Annotated in this window: 17 protein-coding genes and 1 tRNA gene; all 18 read right to left on the bottom strand. The window is 42.9% G+C overall.

Annotated elements, in window-relative coordinates:
• Window positions 1-122 precede the first annotated feature (122 nt).
• Window positions 123-1,601 (bottom strand): toxin-antitoxin system YwqK family antitoxin, encoded by a 1,479-nt coding sequence (locus tag WC676_01925; protein ID MFA5059368.1) that lies wholly within the window; start codon window positions 1,599-1,601, stop codon window positions 123-125.
• Between the two features lie 217 nt (window positions 1,602-1,818).
• A complete protein-coding gene (locus WC676_01920) occupies window positions 1,819-2,019 on the bottom strand; it encodes a cold-shock protein (protein ID MFA5059367.1) in 201 nt (66 codons plus the stop codon).
• A 242-nt stretch (window positions 2,020-2,261) separates the two neighbouring features.
• Window positions 2,262-2,936, bottom strand: coding sequence for a phosphate signaling complex protein PhoU (gene phoU, locus WC676_01915; protein ID MFA5059366.1), 675 nt, complete (start codon window positions 2,934-2,936; stop codon window positions 2,262-2,264).
• Window positions 2,937-2,976: 40 nt separating this feature from the next.
• The gene (pstB, locus tag WC676_01910) at window positions 2,977-3,735 is read right to left on the bottom strand and encodes a phosphate ABC transporter ATP-binding protein PstB (GenBank protein ID MFA5059365.1); all 759 of its coding nucleotides are present in this window, start codon (window positions 3,733-3,735) and stop codon (window positions 2,977-2,979) included.
• A 3-nt stretch (window positions 3,736-3,738) separates the two neighbouring features.
• On the bottom strand, window positions 3,739-4,641 hold the full coding sequence (pstA, locus tag WC676_01905) for a phosphate ABC transporter permease PstA (GenBank protein ID MFA5059364.1): 903 nt from the start codon (window positions 4,639-4,641) through the stop codon (window positions 3,739-3,741).
• Window positions 4,634-5,530 carry a phosphate ABC transporter permease subunit PstC gene (pstC, locus tag WC676_01900; protein MFA5059363.1) on the bottom strand — a complete coding sequence of 299 codons (897 nt, stop codon included), beginning with the start codon at window positions 5,528-5,530 and terminating at the stop codon, window positions 4,634-4,636. Before pstC ends, pstA begins: the two co-directional genes overlap by 8 nt.
• Window positions 5,531-5,568: 38 nt before the next feature.
• On the bottom strand, window positions 5,569-6,480 hold the full coding sequence (locus WC676_01895) for a PstS family phosphate ABC transporter substrate-binding protein (protein MFA5059362.1): 912 nt from the start codon (window positions 6,478-6,480) through the stop codon (window positions 5,569-5,571).
• 38 nt (window positions 6,481-6,518) lie between these two features.
• Window positions 6,519-7,844, bottom strand: a complete 1,326-nt coding sequence (locus WC676_01890; GenBank protein MFA5059361.1) for a putative porin — start codon at window positions 7,842-7,844, stop codon at window positions 6,519-6,521.
• A 44-nt stretch (window positions 7,845-7,888) separates the two neighbouring features.
• Window positions 7,889-8,083: a hypothetical protein gene (locus WC676_01885; GenBank protein ID MFA5059360.1), complete on the bottom strand. Its 195-nt coding sequence runs from the start codon at window positions 8,081-8,083 to the stop codon at window positions 7,889-7,891.
• Between the two features lie 148 nt (window positions 8,084-8,231).
• Complete coding sequence (locus WC676_01880) at window positions 8,232-10,004, bottom strand: ATP-binding protein (protein MFA5059359.1); 1,773 nt, start codon at window positions 10,002-10,004, stop codon at window positions 8,232-8,234.
• Complete coding sequence (locus tag WC676_01875) at window positions 9,994-10,692, bottom strand: response regulator transcription factor (protein MFA5059358.1); 699 nt, start codon at window positions 10,690-10,692, stop codon at window positions 9,994-9,996. Before WC676_01875 ends, WC676_01880 begins: the two co-directional genes overlap by 11 nt.
• Before the next feature lie 16 nt (window positions 10,693-10,708).
• Window positions 10,709-10,779: transfer RNA gene (locus WC676_01870), tRNA-Gln, on the bottom strand.
• Between the two features lie 73 nt (window positions 10,780-10,852).
• Window positions 10,853-10,999, bottom strand: a complete 147-nt coding sequence (locus WC676_01865; protein ID MFA5059357.1) for a hypothetical protein — start codon at window positions 10,997-10,999, stop codon at window positions 10,853-10,855.
• 20 nt (window positions 11,000-11,019) lie between these two features.
• Window positions 11,020-12,288, bottom strand: coding sequence for a glutamate--tRNA ligase (gene gltX / locus WC676_01860; protein MFA5059356.1), 1,269 nt, complete (start codon window positions 12,286-12,288; stop codon window positions 11,020-11,022).
• A 35-nt stretch (window positions 12,289-12,323) separates the two neighbouring features.
• Window positions 12,324-12,713, bottom strand: a complete 390-nt coding sequence (locus WC676_01855) for a PilZ domain-containing protein (GenBank protein ID MFA5059355.1) — start codon at window positions 12,711-12,713, stop codon at window positions 12,324-12,326.
• A gap of 65 nt (window positions 12,714-12,778) precedes the next feature.
• A complete protein-coding gene (locus WC676_01850) occupies window positions 12,779-13,561 on the bottom strand; it encodes a TIGR00282 family metallophosphoesterase (protein MFA5059354.1) in 783 nt (260 codons plus the stop codon).
• Between the two features lie 14 nt (window positions 13,562-13,575).
• Window positions 13,576-15,150: a ribonuclease Y gene (rny, locus tag WC676_01845; GenBank protein MFA5059353.1), complete on the bottom strand. Its 1,575-nt coding sequence runs from the start codon at window positions 15,148-15,150 to the stop codon at window positions 13,576-13,578.
• Between the two features lie 73 nt (window positions 15,151-15,223).
• On the bottom strand, window positions 15,224-15,856 hold the full coding sequence (locus tag WC676_01840) for a 5-formyltetrahydrofolate cyclo-ligase (protein MFA5059352.1): 633 nt from the start codon (window positions 15,854-15,856) through the stop codon (window positions 15,224-15,226).
• Window positions 15,857-15,903: the final 47 nt, after the last annotated feature.

Raw genomic sequence — 15,903 nt, 5'->3', positions numbered from 1 at the left:
TTTTCACCTCCTTTGTTCGTATCATTTTTACCCTGTTGAGACCTAGGGTAAATTAAAGGTATTCTATAAGAAATGGTGCCTTTGTCAACAACGGGAGTTTATTTTAAGAAATAGGGTGGAAATTAAAAGCGGGCAATGAACCTTACGCCGTATTCATTGGAATGATTGCGAGGCTCCAGGCCGGAACCGATCGAAACGCCGTTTAAAAGCCAGGGTGTTAATTCAGAATCAGCCATATACCAATATCGATAATAAGGTTCTAGAAGAAAATCCAGGTCTTGAGCCTTTTTTTGCAGACGAAGAGAAAATTTTCCCCCAAACCCCTTTGTTTGATTATTTGTTAAGTCACCGTAACCGGGGTTCACATTGCTGACATGGCTGATCTGCCATCCGCCGACAAGGCCGTCAAATTCCAACATTCCTCCGTACCACCAATCGTCTTTTGTAGGCTTCATATACTCTACACCAACCGGGATATAAACATAATTCGACTCACGCTCATAGCCGGCAGGATCGATCGACATATCATCATTAAGATAGCGATATCCCAAGCCAAAGTATAAAGCTAATTTAGCTGGGTCAAATTCCTCAAATTCATGTCCAGCCACCAGACGTGTTTCTATCATATAATCCGGAATATCGTCGACATTATAAGGCGTTCCGTTGGAAAGCCGGCCCTTGTAATACATTTCGCCGAACGCGTAACGAAAATCATAGCGGAACATATTAAGCCACGGTTCATACGTCAAGCTTTTGATCTGAAGATATTTGGGGCGATGCGTCACAGAAAAAAATACTCCCTGCATATAGCCGGATTGGCGCATAACGGTTGGTTCTTTATAAACGATTTGCGAGGTTTCATATCCGGCTTCAAATTCCCACGGCGAAGCTTCTTCTTTCTTCACCGTTTCTTCTTCTTTTTTGCTTTCTGACCCCGGGGCTCCCGCCCATCCCGGTGAACGCAAATAAAAGAATTCCGGCTCACTTTGCGTTCCGGACCGAGGAGCGCGTAAGACAAGCGCTGTTTCTTCTTCAGGGGAAAGGCCCGAATCCATATCGGATCTTTCCTGCTCTTTCTTTTCGACTACTTTTGGCGGCTCACTTTTTTTAACTTCTTGTTTCCCTCGAGGAATAATTGGCTTTCCTTTTTTATAAACATATTCTTCCGCTAATTGGCCTTTGCTGTCATAAATCTTTCCTTTTCCTTCCAGGACCCCATTTTTAAAAAACGCCTCTTGATGAAGAATACCGTTTTCATAATACTTGCGGGCACTGCCGTTGAGTTTATCATTTTTATAAATGACTTCATCATTAACAGTGCCGTTTTTAAAATACGTTTTGGCCGGGCCGTTTTTCTTGCCGTTTTGATACAGATAACTCGCTTTTAATTCTCCGGAATCATAATATTCTTTTGTTTCAACGGGTTGAAGCGGATTGGCGGAATCAGTTTTCTGGATGGAATTTTGTTTTACGGTTTTTGTTTCTTGGCTGATCTTAGGCGCGCGAAGATAAAGGCTGTCTTGCCCTTGAGCATACAGTAAGGGACAGAAACCGGATGATGCAAAAATAAAAAGAAGAAAGATCTTTAAGGTTCTTGTCATAGCCGCGGGCAATTATGTTTTAATATCCTAAAATATTTTTCAGATAAAAACGCTGCTTTTCTATTCTATAAAATCATTTTAGTGTCGTCTCAGAGGCGAAACAAGAGAATTTTCGTATTTCTTAAGAATATTGAGAGAGAACTTTGGCGGGAAAAAGAAAAAGGCTCCTTTGCTCCGCCTAAAGGCGGAGCAAAGGAGCCTTTAACTTTTCAATATATTACAGCTTCACCACATTAACGGCTTGTTCGCCTTTAGGTCCGTTTTGAATTTCGAATTCAACTTTTTGACCTTCATTGAGAGATTTGTAACCCTCTCCCTGAATAGCACTGTGATGCACGAAGACATCGTTGCCTGATTCAGGCGTGATAAACCCATAACCCTTTTGGTTATTGAACCATTTGACTGTACCTTTAGCCATTGGTCTGTTCCTCCTTCTTGTTTGTTGATTTCAATAAGCCGGTGTCTGCAAAACAAAAACCGCAAGACGAATTATTTTCTATCTTGCGGATAAATGTTCTTCGGTCTTGACTTATTGCTACTATTGCTCACCTAACGAAAGTATGACTAAATTAGCCCTTTTTGTCAAATAATTATTTTATTTATTGCGCTTCGCCTCGTCGTATTCGGTTTTTTCCGCTTGAATTAGCCCGCTTCAAAAAATCAATGCCCTTGCAATTCTTCGGGATGATGTTTTACGACTTTCGCTGATGTGATATAGATGACATCCTCGGCGATATTCGTCGCGTGATCACAAATACGCTCCAAGTGGCGCGCGATCAATAAAAGCGGAACAGCCCTAGTTGCCGTTTCCGGGTCTTTGGCCATAAAATCATTGATCAATTCTTCCTGAACAAAATTACGCAGCTTGTCGGCTTCGGGATCGGTAAAAATAACTTGCTTGGCCAGCTCAATATCTTTATTAATGAATGCGTTAATAACATCCCGGGTCATATTTTGGGCGATCTTTGTTAACTTAGGGATATCCACTAACGGCTTCAAAAGAGGTTTATCCGTTAATCCTAAAACTCTTTGAGCAATATCAACCGCCAGATCCGCCATGCGCTCAAGCTCATTGGTGATCTTCATGGCCATGGTAATAAATCTTAAGTCGGAGGCCATTGGCTGGCGCAAAGCCAAGAGATCAAGGCATCTTTGTTCTATTTTTAATTCTAATTCATCCACCAATTGATCATCCGCGATAACACGCTTGGCATTCTCGACGCTTAATTGTTTGAGCGATTCCACAGATTGGAAAATAGCCTCTTCGACCATCGTTCCCATCTTTAAAATATCTTGCTTGAGATCGGCTAATTCTTCATCGAAATGTCTTTGCATCGGTTTCCCTTTCGTAAATGACAACTGCTATTTTATCAACTTAACCAAATTTCCCGGTTAAATATTCTTCGGTGCGTTTATTATCGGGCGCGGTAAACATTTTATCGGTAATACCGTATTCGATCAATTCCCCTAAGTATAAAAAGGCCGTAAAATCAGAAATACGCGCCGCCTGAGCGGTATTATGCGTGACCACAACGATGGTGTAGCTCTTTTTTAATTCCGCGATCAGTTCTTCAATCTTTGCCGTGGCAATAGGGTCAAGCGCCGAACATGGCTCATCAAATAAAATGACCTTCGGCTTAACGGCTAAAGCCCGAGCGATGCAGAGCCTTTGTTGTTGTCCGCCGGAAAGTGACAGCGCCGATTCATGCAGCCGGTCGCTCACCTCGTCCCACAAAGCGGCTTTCTTTAAAACTTCTTCGACGGTAGAATGAATGTACTCTTGATCGCTAACTCCCTGGATCTTCATCCCATAAACAATATTCTCAAAAATACTTTTCGGAAATGGATTAGGTTTTTGAAAAACCATGCCGATCTCTCGCCTTAGGTCGGTTACATCAATATCTTTTGAATAAAGATCATCTCCTTTATAAAGGATCTTTCCTTTCAGATGGAACTTAGAAACCAGGTCATTCATGCGGTTAAAACAGCGAATGAGTGTGCTTTTCCCGCAGCCCGAAGGCCCCATAAGGGCCGTTACGGATCTTTCCTGGATATCTAACGTAATATCTTTTAAAACTTGTTTCTTTCCGTAATAAGAATCCAAATTTTTAACTTGCAAAACGATCGACGACATAACTTACCACCTTTTCTGATTTTTATAACGAAGGTAAATAGCGAATCCGTTCATAGCCAGCGTGATCGCCAGCAAAACAATAATTCCCGCCGCGGCATTAATAAGAAATCCTTTTTGCGGACGAGAAACCCAATTAAAGATCTGGATCGGTAAAACCGTAAAAGGCTCAAAGAACCCTTTGAGCGTCACATTGACAAACGGAAGATCTTTTGAAAAAGAAACCGGAGGCGACGGTAAAAATGGAATATACGTCAGGGCGCCTATGGTGATCAGAGGCGCTGTTTCTCCGATGGCGCGCGACATCGCTAAAATAATTCCGGTTAAAATACTGCCAAATCCGGCCGGAAGAACTTGAAAACGCACCGTTTGCCATTTGGTAGCTCCTAAGGCATAAGAAGCTTCTCTGATAGAATGAGGAACACTGCGTAAGGCCTCACGTGTTGATAAAATAATAACCGGTAAAACAAGCAAGGCCAAAATAAGCCCCCCGGCTAAAACACTACGGTCTAAATGCATCATGCGCACAAAAAGGCCTAGGCCTAAAATGCCGTAAATAACCGAGGGAACGCCTGCTAAATTCGCAATATTGATCTCAATAAAATCTGTCCAGCGGTTACGCCGGGCATATTCTTCCAAATAAATCCCAGACCCAACCCCTAAGGGAATCGCCAAAAGAGCGGTAGTGACCATGATCCAAAGAGTCCCTACCCAAGCTGAAAGAATTCCGGCTTGTTCAGGTTTGCGCGACGGATAATTCATAAAAAAATCCCAGCTCAAACGCTTGTAGCCGTCCATAAAAACATCGATAACAAGAACCGCTAAAACGATCAAGCCAAAAAAAGTCGCCATCAACCCGACCGTGCTAAAGCTGGCATCAACTTTTTTATCAAACTGTTTTTTATTCATAAACTTCCTGAAAACGTCGTCGTAATTTAAAACTGATCACATTTAAGAAAAATGTCAGAAGAAAAAGTGTCATCCCGCAAACAAAGATCGTCCTGTATTCCAAAGTCCCGTGCGGCGTATCACCCAAACTCACCTGAACGATATACGCCGTGATCGTTTCAATAGGGACCAACGGATTAAGTGTTAGCCTGGGCTGCTGACCGGCGGCAATCGCCACGATCATGGTTTCCCCAATAGCGCGCGACATCGCTAAAATAACCGCCGCGCTGATCCCCGAAAGCGCCGCAGGAAAAACGATCTTAAATGCTACTTGGATCTTATGCGATCCTAGCGCATACGCGCCTTCGCGCAGTCCCGTAGGAACCGCATGCATGGCGTCTTCACTGAGCGAAGAAACCAGCGGAATGATCATGATCCCCATAACAAGCCCGGCAGAAAGAGCATTAAATCCCGGTAATCCGGGAATTAATTTTCGTAAAAGCGGTGTTACAAATAAAAGCGCGAAATATCCATAAACAACCGTTGGAACAGCCGCCAATATCTCCAAGATAGGCTTAATGATGACTCTGGATTTTTGTGAGGCATATTCGCTTAAGTAAACCGCACTTATCAGCCCTAAAGGAACGGCAACAGCGATCGCGATGACGGTTGTCACGATCGTTCCGCATAATAATGAGAGAATTCCAAAGTGCTTATCAACAAAAAGCGGTGTCCATTGGGTGTCGGTAAGAAATTTAAAAAGAGAAACTTCTTTAAAAAACCCGATGGATTCCGAAAGAAGGACATAAATAATCCCGGCGGTCGTTAACACGGACAAGAGGCTGCAACAAAATAGCAGCCTCTCGACCAGAGCTTCCTTGAATTTACTAACTTTTTTCTTAAACAACATGCATCCAGTTTAAAAAATAAACCTAAAAAAGAAAAGGATTATTTTATTTTCATAAGATCCGCGTCATATTTACTCTGTGCCAAAGGAATATACCCGACCTCCTCGGACAAAACGGAAGCATTTTGCAGATAAAATTCAACAAATGCTTTGACCGCTGGTTTTTTCGCTAAAGAATCTTTGTTCACATAAATAAATATCGGCCTCGATAGCGGCGCATACGTTCCGTCTAAAACAGTTTCTTTTGTGGGAACAACTCCGCTGGAATTACTCGGCCCTTTGACCGGAACAACCTTGATCTTATCTTTATTGGCTTCATAATAGGCAACACCAAAATACCCTAAACCGCCTTTGCTGTTGGCAACGCCTTCCACTAAGACATTATCGTCTTCGCTGGCCGTATAATCGCCGCGGCTGGCGCCGGATTTTCCGTTAATCACTTCTGTGAAATAATCAAAGGTCCCTGAATCAGTCCCGGGGCCAAAAAGCTGTATTTCTTCGTCCGGAAAACTAGAACGCACTTGGCTCCAACGCGTAACAATACCCTGAGCTGAGGTTTCCCAAATCGTTTTAAGTTCAGCCACTGTTAAGTAATCAACCCAATTATTTTGAGGATTAACAACAACGGCTAACCCGTCATAGGCGACTTCCAATTCAATATAGGAAACTCCGCCTTCTTTACAAGCATCCACTTCTTTTGATTTGATAGGACGCGAGGCATTGCTGATATCAGTTTCACCGCGGCAAAATCGTTTAAATCCGCCTCCGGTTCCCGAAATTCCCACCATGGCTTTAGCACCGCCTTTTTTACCAAATTCTTCGGCGACTGCTTCGGTAATAGGGAAAACTGTGCTAGAACCGTCCGCTTTAATAGGCTCCGCGGCCAAAACAAATGCTTGGCAACTTAAGAAGCTCACAACAGATAATAAGAATATCTTTAAAACGTTTTTCATATTTCCTCCCTTATGTTTTTATAAATAAATTTTCTATTTTAGAATTTAAAGTTAAGATCGGCCTGAATGATATTCTCAACTTTTGCTTGGCGCGTATCGATTTCTTCTCCGCCAATAGGCGCCGCGCGGTAATAATCAAGATTAAGGCTGACATTCTTTGATAAACCATAAGCAAATTCTACTTCATGGCCTTGGACATGCGTTCCACCACCGTAAAAGTCAGAATCCGGTAAATTGTCCAAAAACGCGTTTCTTTCTAAGCGACGGAAATTATAACCTAATTGCCATTGCCTAGGGCCAGAAACTTTTTTAGCGCCAATTCTAGCTCCCAATAAATAACCATCATTATGCTCATCAACCATATCAGCCACATTTTTTACGTATTCGCCCAGAAAAGCGATCTGGTCAAATCCTATATCATTAAAAAATCCATTATTCCCAAATGGGCTATCAATCGTAAACTCCATACCTCCGCTGACCGGTTCAAAGTCATGAGCATAACAGCTTTGTGCCGCGCCGGAAGCGTCCGTACAGGCCCTGGTCGTATTTGTACTGGCGGAATATTGTAAACGCCGTTGTCCTCTAATATTATCTATTCCAAAATAGGTCGCAGCTAATTTAAGCTTTGTATTTGCCGTTGGCTTGATATTAAGGCCGGGTTGGATAACATATAAATAGGGATCGAAGTTTTCTGTTGTTAAAGTACTCGCCCCATTACCTTCATCCATAATAAAAAAGCCTGTATTAAGAAAGAAATCTACCTGATCGTTGAGAAACTTTTTTGATGTCAGATTTACAGAACCGCCGTCATAAGAAATATCGCTGTCGACCAGCAAATCTTTTGGAGTCCAGAACGGGCTCAACATTTTACCACCGGTGATAGACGCCCATGTGGTCGGCATATATTTAGCGTAAGCATAATCGAGGCGAAGATCCATTTTCTCAAAAGAATTTTCACTCGTCTCATTAGTGGAGCGAGGATCACCGGAACCTGTCGCGATCCCAACACCAAGCTGAACTTTATCATTGGCTTTTGTTTCTAGCCCTAAGCGCATACGGATTCTTCCTCTATTGCGGCTTTGAGTCGAATCGCGCCGTTCATTTTGATAACGCACGCGCAAATCCCCTTTGAGCTTCATATCTTTAACCCAAGACGGCAGATCGGTTTTCAAACCTTCCGCGCGTACCATTTTTTCGTCGGCCGCAATCTCGCTTTTTAGCTCTAATGCTTCCTCTTTGCTTAAGATTTTTTTGTCCACTAATTTACGGATCAAAGCATCAACCGATGTTGCCCCCGCAAAACTTGGCGATGCGTTCCCTAACAAGAAAACACCTAAAATAAAAATACTGATCACTCGTCTCATCCTACCCTTCTCCTTTCGTTAACTGTTTCTTTTTACTTTTGTTCTTAATCAAGAAATGTTTTTCTGATACGCCGCAAATTGATCTCGATCTCTTTAATTTCTCCGTTGACGCATTCCACATCCATCGCTTCATCTTCCTCAAGAACGTATAAGACCTTGTTGATCTTGCTCAATTGAAAACGTAACTGGTTGGCGATCATTTCTTTGTGTATCGTCGATAATTCTCGTGTAAAAAACATATCTATCTTTCTTAGGCCCAACATCTTTTATTAACTTCCACGCCTTTTACTGCCTCAAGTATAGAAAAGAGATGTGCCAAGAAAATGAAGGGGATGTGAACTTTGTGTGAACTTCAAAAAGAAGATTTGGAAGGGTTTTGGTGGGAGATTACGCTTGCGGAATGGTGAAGCTAAATGTGGAACCTTGCCCCGGCATAGATTGGACAAAAACTTCTCCGCCGTGAGCCAAAACGATATGTTTAACAATGGACAAGCCTAAGCCGGTACCGCCAAGTTCCCTGGAACGCGCCTTGTCGGTGCGATAAAACCGTTCGAAGATACGGGGAAGATCGTTTTCGGCAATGCCAATGCCATTATCAATAATATCCACGCGAATATGCCCTGCTTGAGCTTGAGCATTAACCTGGATGGATCCGTCTTGGGGCGTATATTTAACGGCATTGTCTAAAAGATTCAAGAAAACTTGAGAAAGTCTTTGTTCATCCGCCTTGGCTTTGGGTAAACTACTCGCGATATTGATTTGTACGGAAATATTCTTTGCCTTGATAGCCTTCTCTAATACATTAAGGCAAAGCTTAACGGTCGGATGGATATCAACGGAAAGAAAGACCATATTCATTTTTCCTGATTCTATACCGGAAAGGTCCAGAAGGTCGTTAATAAGATTGGCCAAGCGAATACTGTCTTGATGAATGATGTGGACGAACTCTTTGCGGTTTTCTTGATCATCTAAAGCGCCCGATAAAAGCGTTTCGGCATAACCTTTGATGCTGGCAACGGGCGTGCGTAGTTCGTGAGAAACATTGGCGACAAAATCCTGCCTGATCTTCTCTAAGCGGCGCAGCTCGGTCAGGTCGTGAAAAACTAAAACCGCCCCTTGCAGTTGATGATTTCTGATGATGGCCGCCGCGTTGATCTTAAAGACGATCTCTTCCGGTTGCTCAATGATGATCTCTTTGCTGATCATTGGGCTTTGCGAAGAAAGGATCTGATCCACCGTTTCTTGAACTCCGCGATGGCGAATGACTTCCAGAGGTTTTTTATGCTCAGGGCTGGCATCAATAAAAAAAAGTTTTTGAAGCGAAGGATTGATCATAAGGATCTTGCCCTTTTCATCAACCACCATGATCCCTTCGAACATGCTGGATAAAACCGCATCGAGCTTTATCTTTTCCTGTTCAATGATCTCTATTTTTTCTTTAATTTCACCCGACATGTGCGTTAAAGCCTTTGACAGCTCTCCGATCTCATCTTGAGAATAGACGGATGGTTTCCGAGAGAAATCTCCTCGGGCCATAGCCCGGGCAATACCGGCCATTTCAACCAAAGGTTTAGAAATAAAGAAGGATGTCAGAAAAGTAAATCCGAGGCTAAAAACAAATACCAAGACAAGAGAGATAACAATGATCTTTTTCACGCTGGATTCCAGAAATTCAACATGCGACAAAGGCATAGCAAGCCTAAGAACACCGGATATTTTTTCTTTCTCAAACGGCATAGCTATGTACAAAAGATATTTCTTTACCGTCATGCTGTAGCGCCGGTCCATACCAAGGCCTTTTGTCAATGCCTCTTGGATTTCCGGACGGTTGATATGATTTTCAACCGTTTGAAACTCATCGCCGCTTAGGTTGGAATCACCGACCACAGTGCCGTCTCTAAGAGTAATGGTGACTCTTAAATTAAGTTCCTTGCCTATTCGATCGGCTAAAACGTCGGCATCGCTGAAGTTCTTTTTGCTGGTAATATGAGATTCAATAATGTCCCTGGCAAGAATAAGTTCGTTTTGAATACTTTTTTTCAGATTATCTTCCAAATAAGTTTTAAGATGATCGGCTAGATAAAAATACCCCGCCAAAACTCCGGCGGCAACAGCCAGGCAGAAAATAAATGTCAACTTCCAAGGGAGCTTAATCGTCATTGTCTTGTTGTTTAAGGCGGTATCCAACACCGATCACAGTTTCTATGGATTTTCCTGATTTTCCTAGCTTTTCCCGCAACCGTTTGATATGCGTATCAACCGTGCGCGTATAAACATCTGATTCCAATCCCCAAACATCAGATAACAATTGATCCCGGCTTTGGACCCGTCCTTGGCGCTCCATCAAAACAGCCAGCAACTTAAATTCCATGGCTGTGAGGTCTATTTTCTTTTCTCCGACGCTGACCTGATGACGGGCATTATCGAGCAAGATATCCGCGGACCTTAGGATGTCTTTTTTTGCTTCTGCGGTTTTTCCTCTTTTAAGGACTGATTTTATTCTTAGGACAAGTTCGCGAGGGCTAAAGGGCTTGACCATATAATCATCGGCGCCAAGCTCCAAGCCAACAATACGGTCGATCTCTTCGCCTTTTGCGGTAAGCATGATAACGGGGATCTGTTTAAGGTGGGGATCGCTTTTAAGGCGGCGGCACACTTCCAAGCCGTCCATTTTAGGCAGCATAATATCAAGAATAACCAAGTCAACCGCCTGTTGTTCAAGCGCGTCTAAGGCGTCTTCGCCGGTAATGACTGTCTGGCATTCATAATCGGCTTTTTCCAAATTATATTTAATAAGTTTGGAAATATTTTTCTCGTCTTCTACGATCAATATCTTCTCTTGGGACATAAAATTCTTTCGTAAGTTGCCCCGCTAGGACTCGAACCTAGACACTGAGATCCAGAATCTCATGTCCTACCATTAGACGACAGGGCAGTAAATCAAAGGAGAAAAGCAAATGGCTTTCAAATAAAAATGGCGAGAAATCCGGCGGAGAAAACAGCAACGATTACCACATATTCTCTTTAAACCACTCATCGACGTGTTTGGCTTTATCCCAACCGTTGACAACGTCTTTTTGAAACCCTTTTGCCGTTTCGCAGCCGTATACGAATGAGAGTAATACCACGCAAAGAACAATTTTTCTAAAAGCCACTTTGTCCTTGCCCCCTTTCCTTAATTAAAAAATTCTTTTGCTTTCCTCAGCCGTTCGATCGTTTTTTCTTTTCCCAAAACAACCATCGTATCAAAAAGCCCGGGGCCGATCTCTTTTCCTGTCAATGCCACACGCGTCGGATGGACCAGCTCGGAAGAATTGATCCCCTGTTCGGCAACAACTTTACGAAACGCTTCTTCCGTTGCCTTTATATCAAATGTCTCTAAATTTTCTAAGATCTCAATTAATCTTATAAGGTCTTTTTTCCGCTCCGAGATAAAAAATTTTGCTTTTATCTCCTCAGAAATTTGGATATCACCCACAAAAATAAAATCCGCCCAATCCAAAAAATCCGTCAAAGTCGCAAGCCGACCTTGAAATAATTTTACAATACTTTCTAAGGTATTTCCATAAGCATATCCTTTTTGTGTCAAAAAAGGTTTTAAAAGTTCTGCGAGTTTGGCGGTTTCCATTTTCTTGATATATTGAGAATTGATCCAGCGCAATTTATCCATAGAAAAAACCGCGGCTGTTTTATTGATCTTTTTGATGGAAAATCTTTTAACAGCGTCGGAAAGTTTAACGATCTCTTGATTTTCTCCCGGCGACCAGCCTAGTAGCATCAAATAATTCACAATGGCTTCCGGGACAAATCCTAAATTGCGATATTCGGTGACCGCCACCGCTCCGAAGCGCTTGGACATCCGTCCGCCTTCTTCATCCATAATAAGCGGCAAATGGGCAAACTTAGGGATCTTCAATCCCAACGCTTGATAAATAACGATCTGTTTCGGCGTATTAGAAATATGGTCTTCTCCGCGGACAACGCAAGAAATATTCATCAGCGCATCATCCACCACGCAAGCAAAACTATACGTCGGCGATCCGTCGGATTTAATGAGGACTTGGTCTTTGATGGTGGCCGTATCAAATTTGATTTCACCGCGGATAAGGTCATAAAAAACAATTTCGGCGGGAATAATTTTCAAGATAATGGCACTGTCTTCACGGTAGGCTTTATTTTCTTGGACTAATCTTTCGGCATATTCTTTATAAATGGAAAACCGCTGGCTTTGAAAATAGATCTCATCCCAATCAAGCCCCAACCATTTCATACTGTCTAAGATCTCATCGACATATTCTTTTTTGGAACGGGCCTGGTCGGTATCTTCAATGCGTAAGATAAACTGCCCGCCTTGCGACCGGGCATACATCCAGTTAAAAAGGGCCGTACGCGCGCCGCCGATATGCAAAAACCCCGTCGGGCTCGGGGCAAATCTAACACGCATTTTTATTTCGTTCATCGTAGATTAAGAATAGGGATTTACGTGGGCGGGGTTTCAAAACCTAATTTCACTAAACGGGCAACCACATCAATGATCCGTTGCGCGTCTTTCGCATTGATGCTGGAAAATTCTATTCCCGTGTCATAAAAGGACGGCTTTTTTTCTTCGGGATTTTTCCGCTGGACGGACCAAACAACCTTTCCTTCACATTTAATATGCAAATTAGTGTCTAAGAGGTCTAATTCGAGTTCAACCGTTGTAAAAAGTTTTAAGCTGCGCTTTAAAATAACGCACACACCGCCGATGCCTAGGTTTTCCGTATGGGTCAACATCGCTTCCGGCCCGGCATGGTTATGGCGAATGATGATCAAACACGGATAATTAGCTCGAGGAAATTTACGCCGGTTCAAACCATCCCATCCTGTCATGTCACAAATCCTTTCGTCAGCAAAATAGCCTTACGACCAATGCTACCACACACTTTATTTTTTGTTTATAACTTTTTTTGAATACGTTTAATGCTGCGCGCTTTCCCCGTTTTCTCATCGACGTCCACGATAATGCCGTTTAAGCGAATATCTCCGGTGGCAACTTCGAATTTATGCGGCAAACTGGTCAAAAATCGCTCAATGATCTTTTCTTTGACTTGCCCGATCACCGAATCAAACGGTCCGGTCATTCCTAGGTCAGTGATATATGCTGTTCCTGAGGAAAGAACAGTTTCATCGGCGGTGGGAATGTGCGTATGTGTTCCAAACACGATCGAAACTTTCCCGTCAGAAAAAAATCCTAAAGCAACTTTTTCGCTGGTAGCCTCGGCATGCATATCCACAACGATCACCGGCGTTTCTTTTCTTATTTCTTGGGAAAGGTCTTCGAGTTTCTTAAAAGGACAAGTGACATTATACCGCATAAAAGTACGGCCCAAAAGATTGATAACACCCACCCGAACGCCGTTAGGTGCGGTGACAACACAAGACCCTTTTCCAGGAACTCCGTCGGGAAAATTAGCGGGACGCAGGAGTTTTTCATTGCGGTTCAAATAATCTTTGATGTCCGATTTATCCCAAATATGGTCACCGCTGGTTAAAACATCACAGCCTCTTTTGAAAAGTTCTTCGGCAATATCCAGAGTGATCCCAGAACCTGCGGCAGAATTTTCCGCGTTCACAACGGTAAAATCAACGGAAAGTTCCTGCTTTAAAGACGGCAATAATTCAATGATGGCATTGCGCCCTGCCCGTCCAACGATATCGCCGATACAAAGAATATTCATTAAAACCTTTCTTTTTATTTTGCGTATTCAATGGCGCGCGTTTCTCTAATCACAATAACCTTGATCTGTCCGGGATATTCCATGGTTTCTTCGATCTTTTTACGAATATCTCGAGCCATCACAATGGACTGATCATCGGTGATCTTATCCGGCTGGACCATGATACGGATCTCCCGGCCGGCTTGAAGCGCGTAAGCTTTTTCAACGCCTTTAAAACCGCTAGAAATTTTCTCCAAGCTTTCCAAGCGTTTAATATACGTTTCTAATGTTTCGGCTCTCGCCCCGGGACGCGCCGCGCTAATAGCATCAGCGGCACAAACTAAAACGCCGTAAATCGTGCTCATCTCAATTTCTTCATGATGTGATTCGACCGCTCGGGCCACTTCTTCTAATTCGCCGTATTTACGCGCTAAGTTCCCTCCGACGATAGCATGCGTTCCTTCCACTTCCGGGCCGACCACTTTCCCGATATCATGCAAAAGTCCGGCGCGTTTGGCAAGCTTAGGATCTAATCCTAGTTGCATGGCCATAAGCCCCATTAAAAGTGACACCTCTTTTGTATGCTGAAGGGCATTTTGCCCGAAACTTGTTCGGTATTTTAATTTTCCAACCAGCTTCAATAATTCCAAATGCATGCCGTGGATACCAAGATCAAAGGCTGCTCGCTCGCCTTCTTCTTTGATCTTGTTTTCCATTTCTTTTTTGGCTTTTTCCACGACTTCTTCGATGCGGCCGGGATGAATTCTTCCGTCGGCAATAAGGCTTTCCAAGGCAATGCGGGCAATTTCTCGGCGAACCATATCAAATCCGGAAATCGTTACCGCTTCCGGCGTATCATCAATGATAATATCAACGCCCGTGGCCATTTCTAGTGCGCGGATATTGCGCCCTTCGCGGCCGATAATGCGCCCTTTCATTTCGTCACTGGGAAGGCTGACAACACTCACGGTCGTCTCCGCCGTATGGTCACTGGCGCAACGCTGAATAGAGGTGGCAATAATTTCCCGCGCTCTTTTTTCCGCTGACTCCTTGACTTCTTCTTCCATCTTTCGAAGCGCAGTAGCTTTTTCTTGCGTTAATTCGCTTTCCAAACGACTTAAAAGGATCTTCTTAGCTTCCTCTTGTGTTAGAGAAGAAATGGTTTGAAGCCTTTCTTTTTCTTCGCTGATCAATTTATCTAATTGCTCACTTTTTTGTTTAGCGTTAATTTCATCTTGATGCAATGTGGCAACCCGGGCATTAATGTCTTTTTCTTTCTTCTCTAAAAGATCGACGCGGCGGTCAATATTCTCTTCTTTTTGTAAAAGCCTTTTTTCGGTAGCGGCGGCTTCTTCCCGTCGCTCCTTGGTTTCCCGCTCAAAGTCCTGGCGAAGCCTAAGCAATGTATCTTTAGCAGTAATTTCTGCTTCACGTTTACGTTGCTCGATATCGACTTTAGCAGCTTCTAATAATTCTTTGGCTTTTGATTCTGAAACTTTTAACCTTTTATCGGCAAAAAAACGGCTTAAAAAATACCCCGCCAAGATCAGAGTAATAGCCGCAACAGACATGCCGATACTTTTCATCATCATGCTTGTTTCGGTAAACATGGCAATAATACCTCCCTTTATCAAAAGATAACTTTCGGTGTTCTTTAAAAACCGACTCTTAGATTTTAATAACTTAGTTTGTTACAACACGAGAAACCGGGATATCCCGATTTTTGTGATGAGGCAGGCGATCAACGATCTGGAAATCAAAGGCAAGGCCGACACAAGGAACGGTACGCGGCAATTTCCTTAAAAAACGGTCATAGTATCCAAGACCCCGCCCTAGGCGGTTATTATTCCGGTCAAAGGAAACCCCCGGCACTAAAACTAAGCCGAGTTCTTTGAGCGAAACTTTTAAGCTCGTTCGCACCAAAGGCTCTTTGATACCGTAAGCGCCTTGGGCTAGCTGAGTGTTAAGATCTTGGATCAATATGGGAATCATCTTTCTTTGATTTCTGATAATCTTAGGTAATGCGACTTTCTTTCCTAATCGTTGCGCATGACTCATCATCATGAATGTCTCAACTTCTCCGTCAAACGATGCGTAAAACAAAACTATCTTAGCGCGCCTAAACTCAGGTGTTGAAAAAAGCTTTTTCTGAATGGCTTTGCTTTTCTTAAGTCTTGTTTCCTCCTTTTGGTTTCTTAACAAAGACAACAATTTAACCCGCAAAACTGATTTTAAAAGGCGGGTTTCTGTTTCTTCGGTTTTCTCTTTTTTATTCTTTTTGGTGACGTAACTTTTTAACATCGGGCATTTTATCATTTTTTCCTAAAATATACAACCGCAAATATTTTGGTGCCGTCTTAAAA

Source organism: Candidatus Omnitrophota bacterium (genome assembly GCA_041649175.1).
Classification (GTDB): Bacteria; Omnitrophota; Gorgyraeia; order Zapsychrales; family JBAZNR01; genus JBAZNR01.
This window is presented reverse-complemented; position numbering and strand designations above follow the sequence as displayed.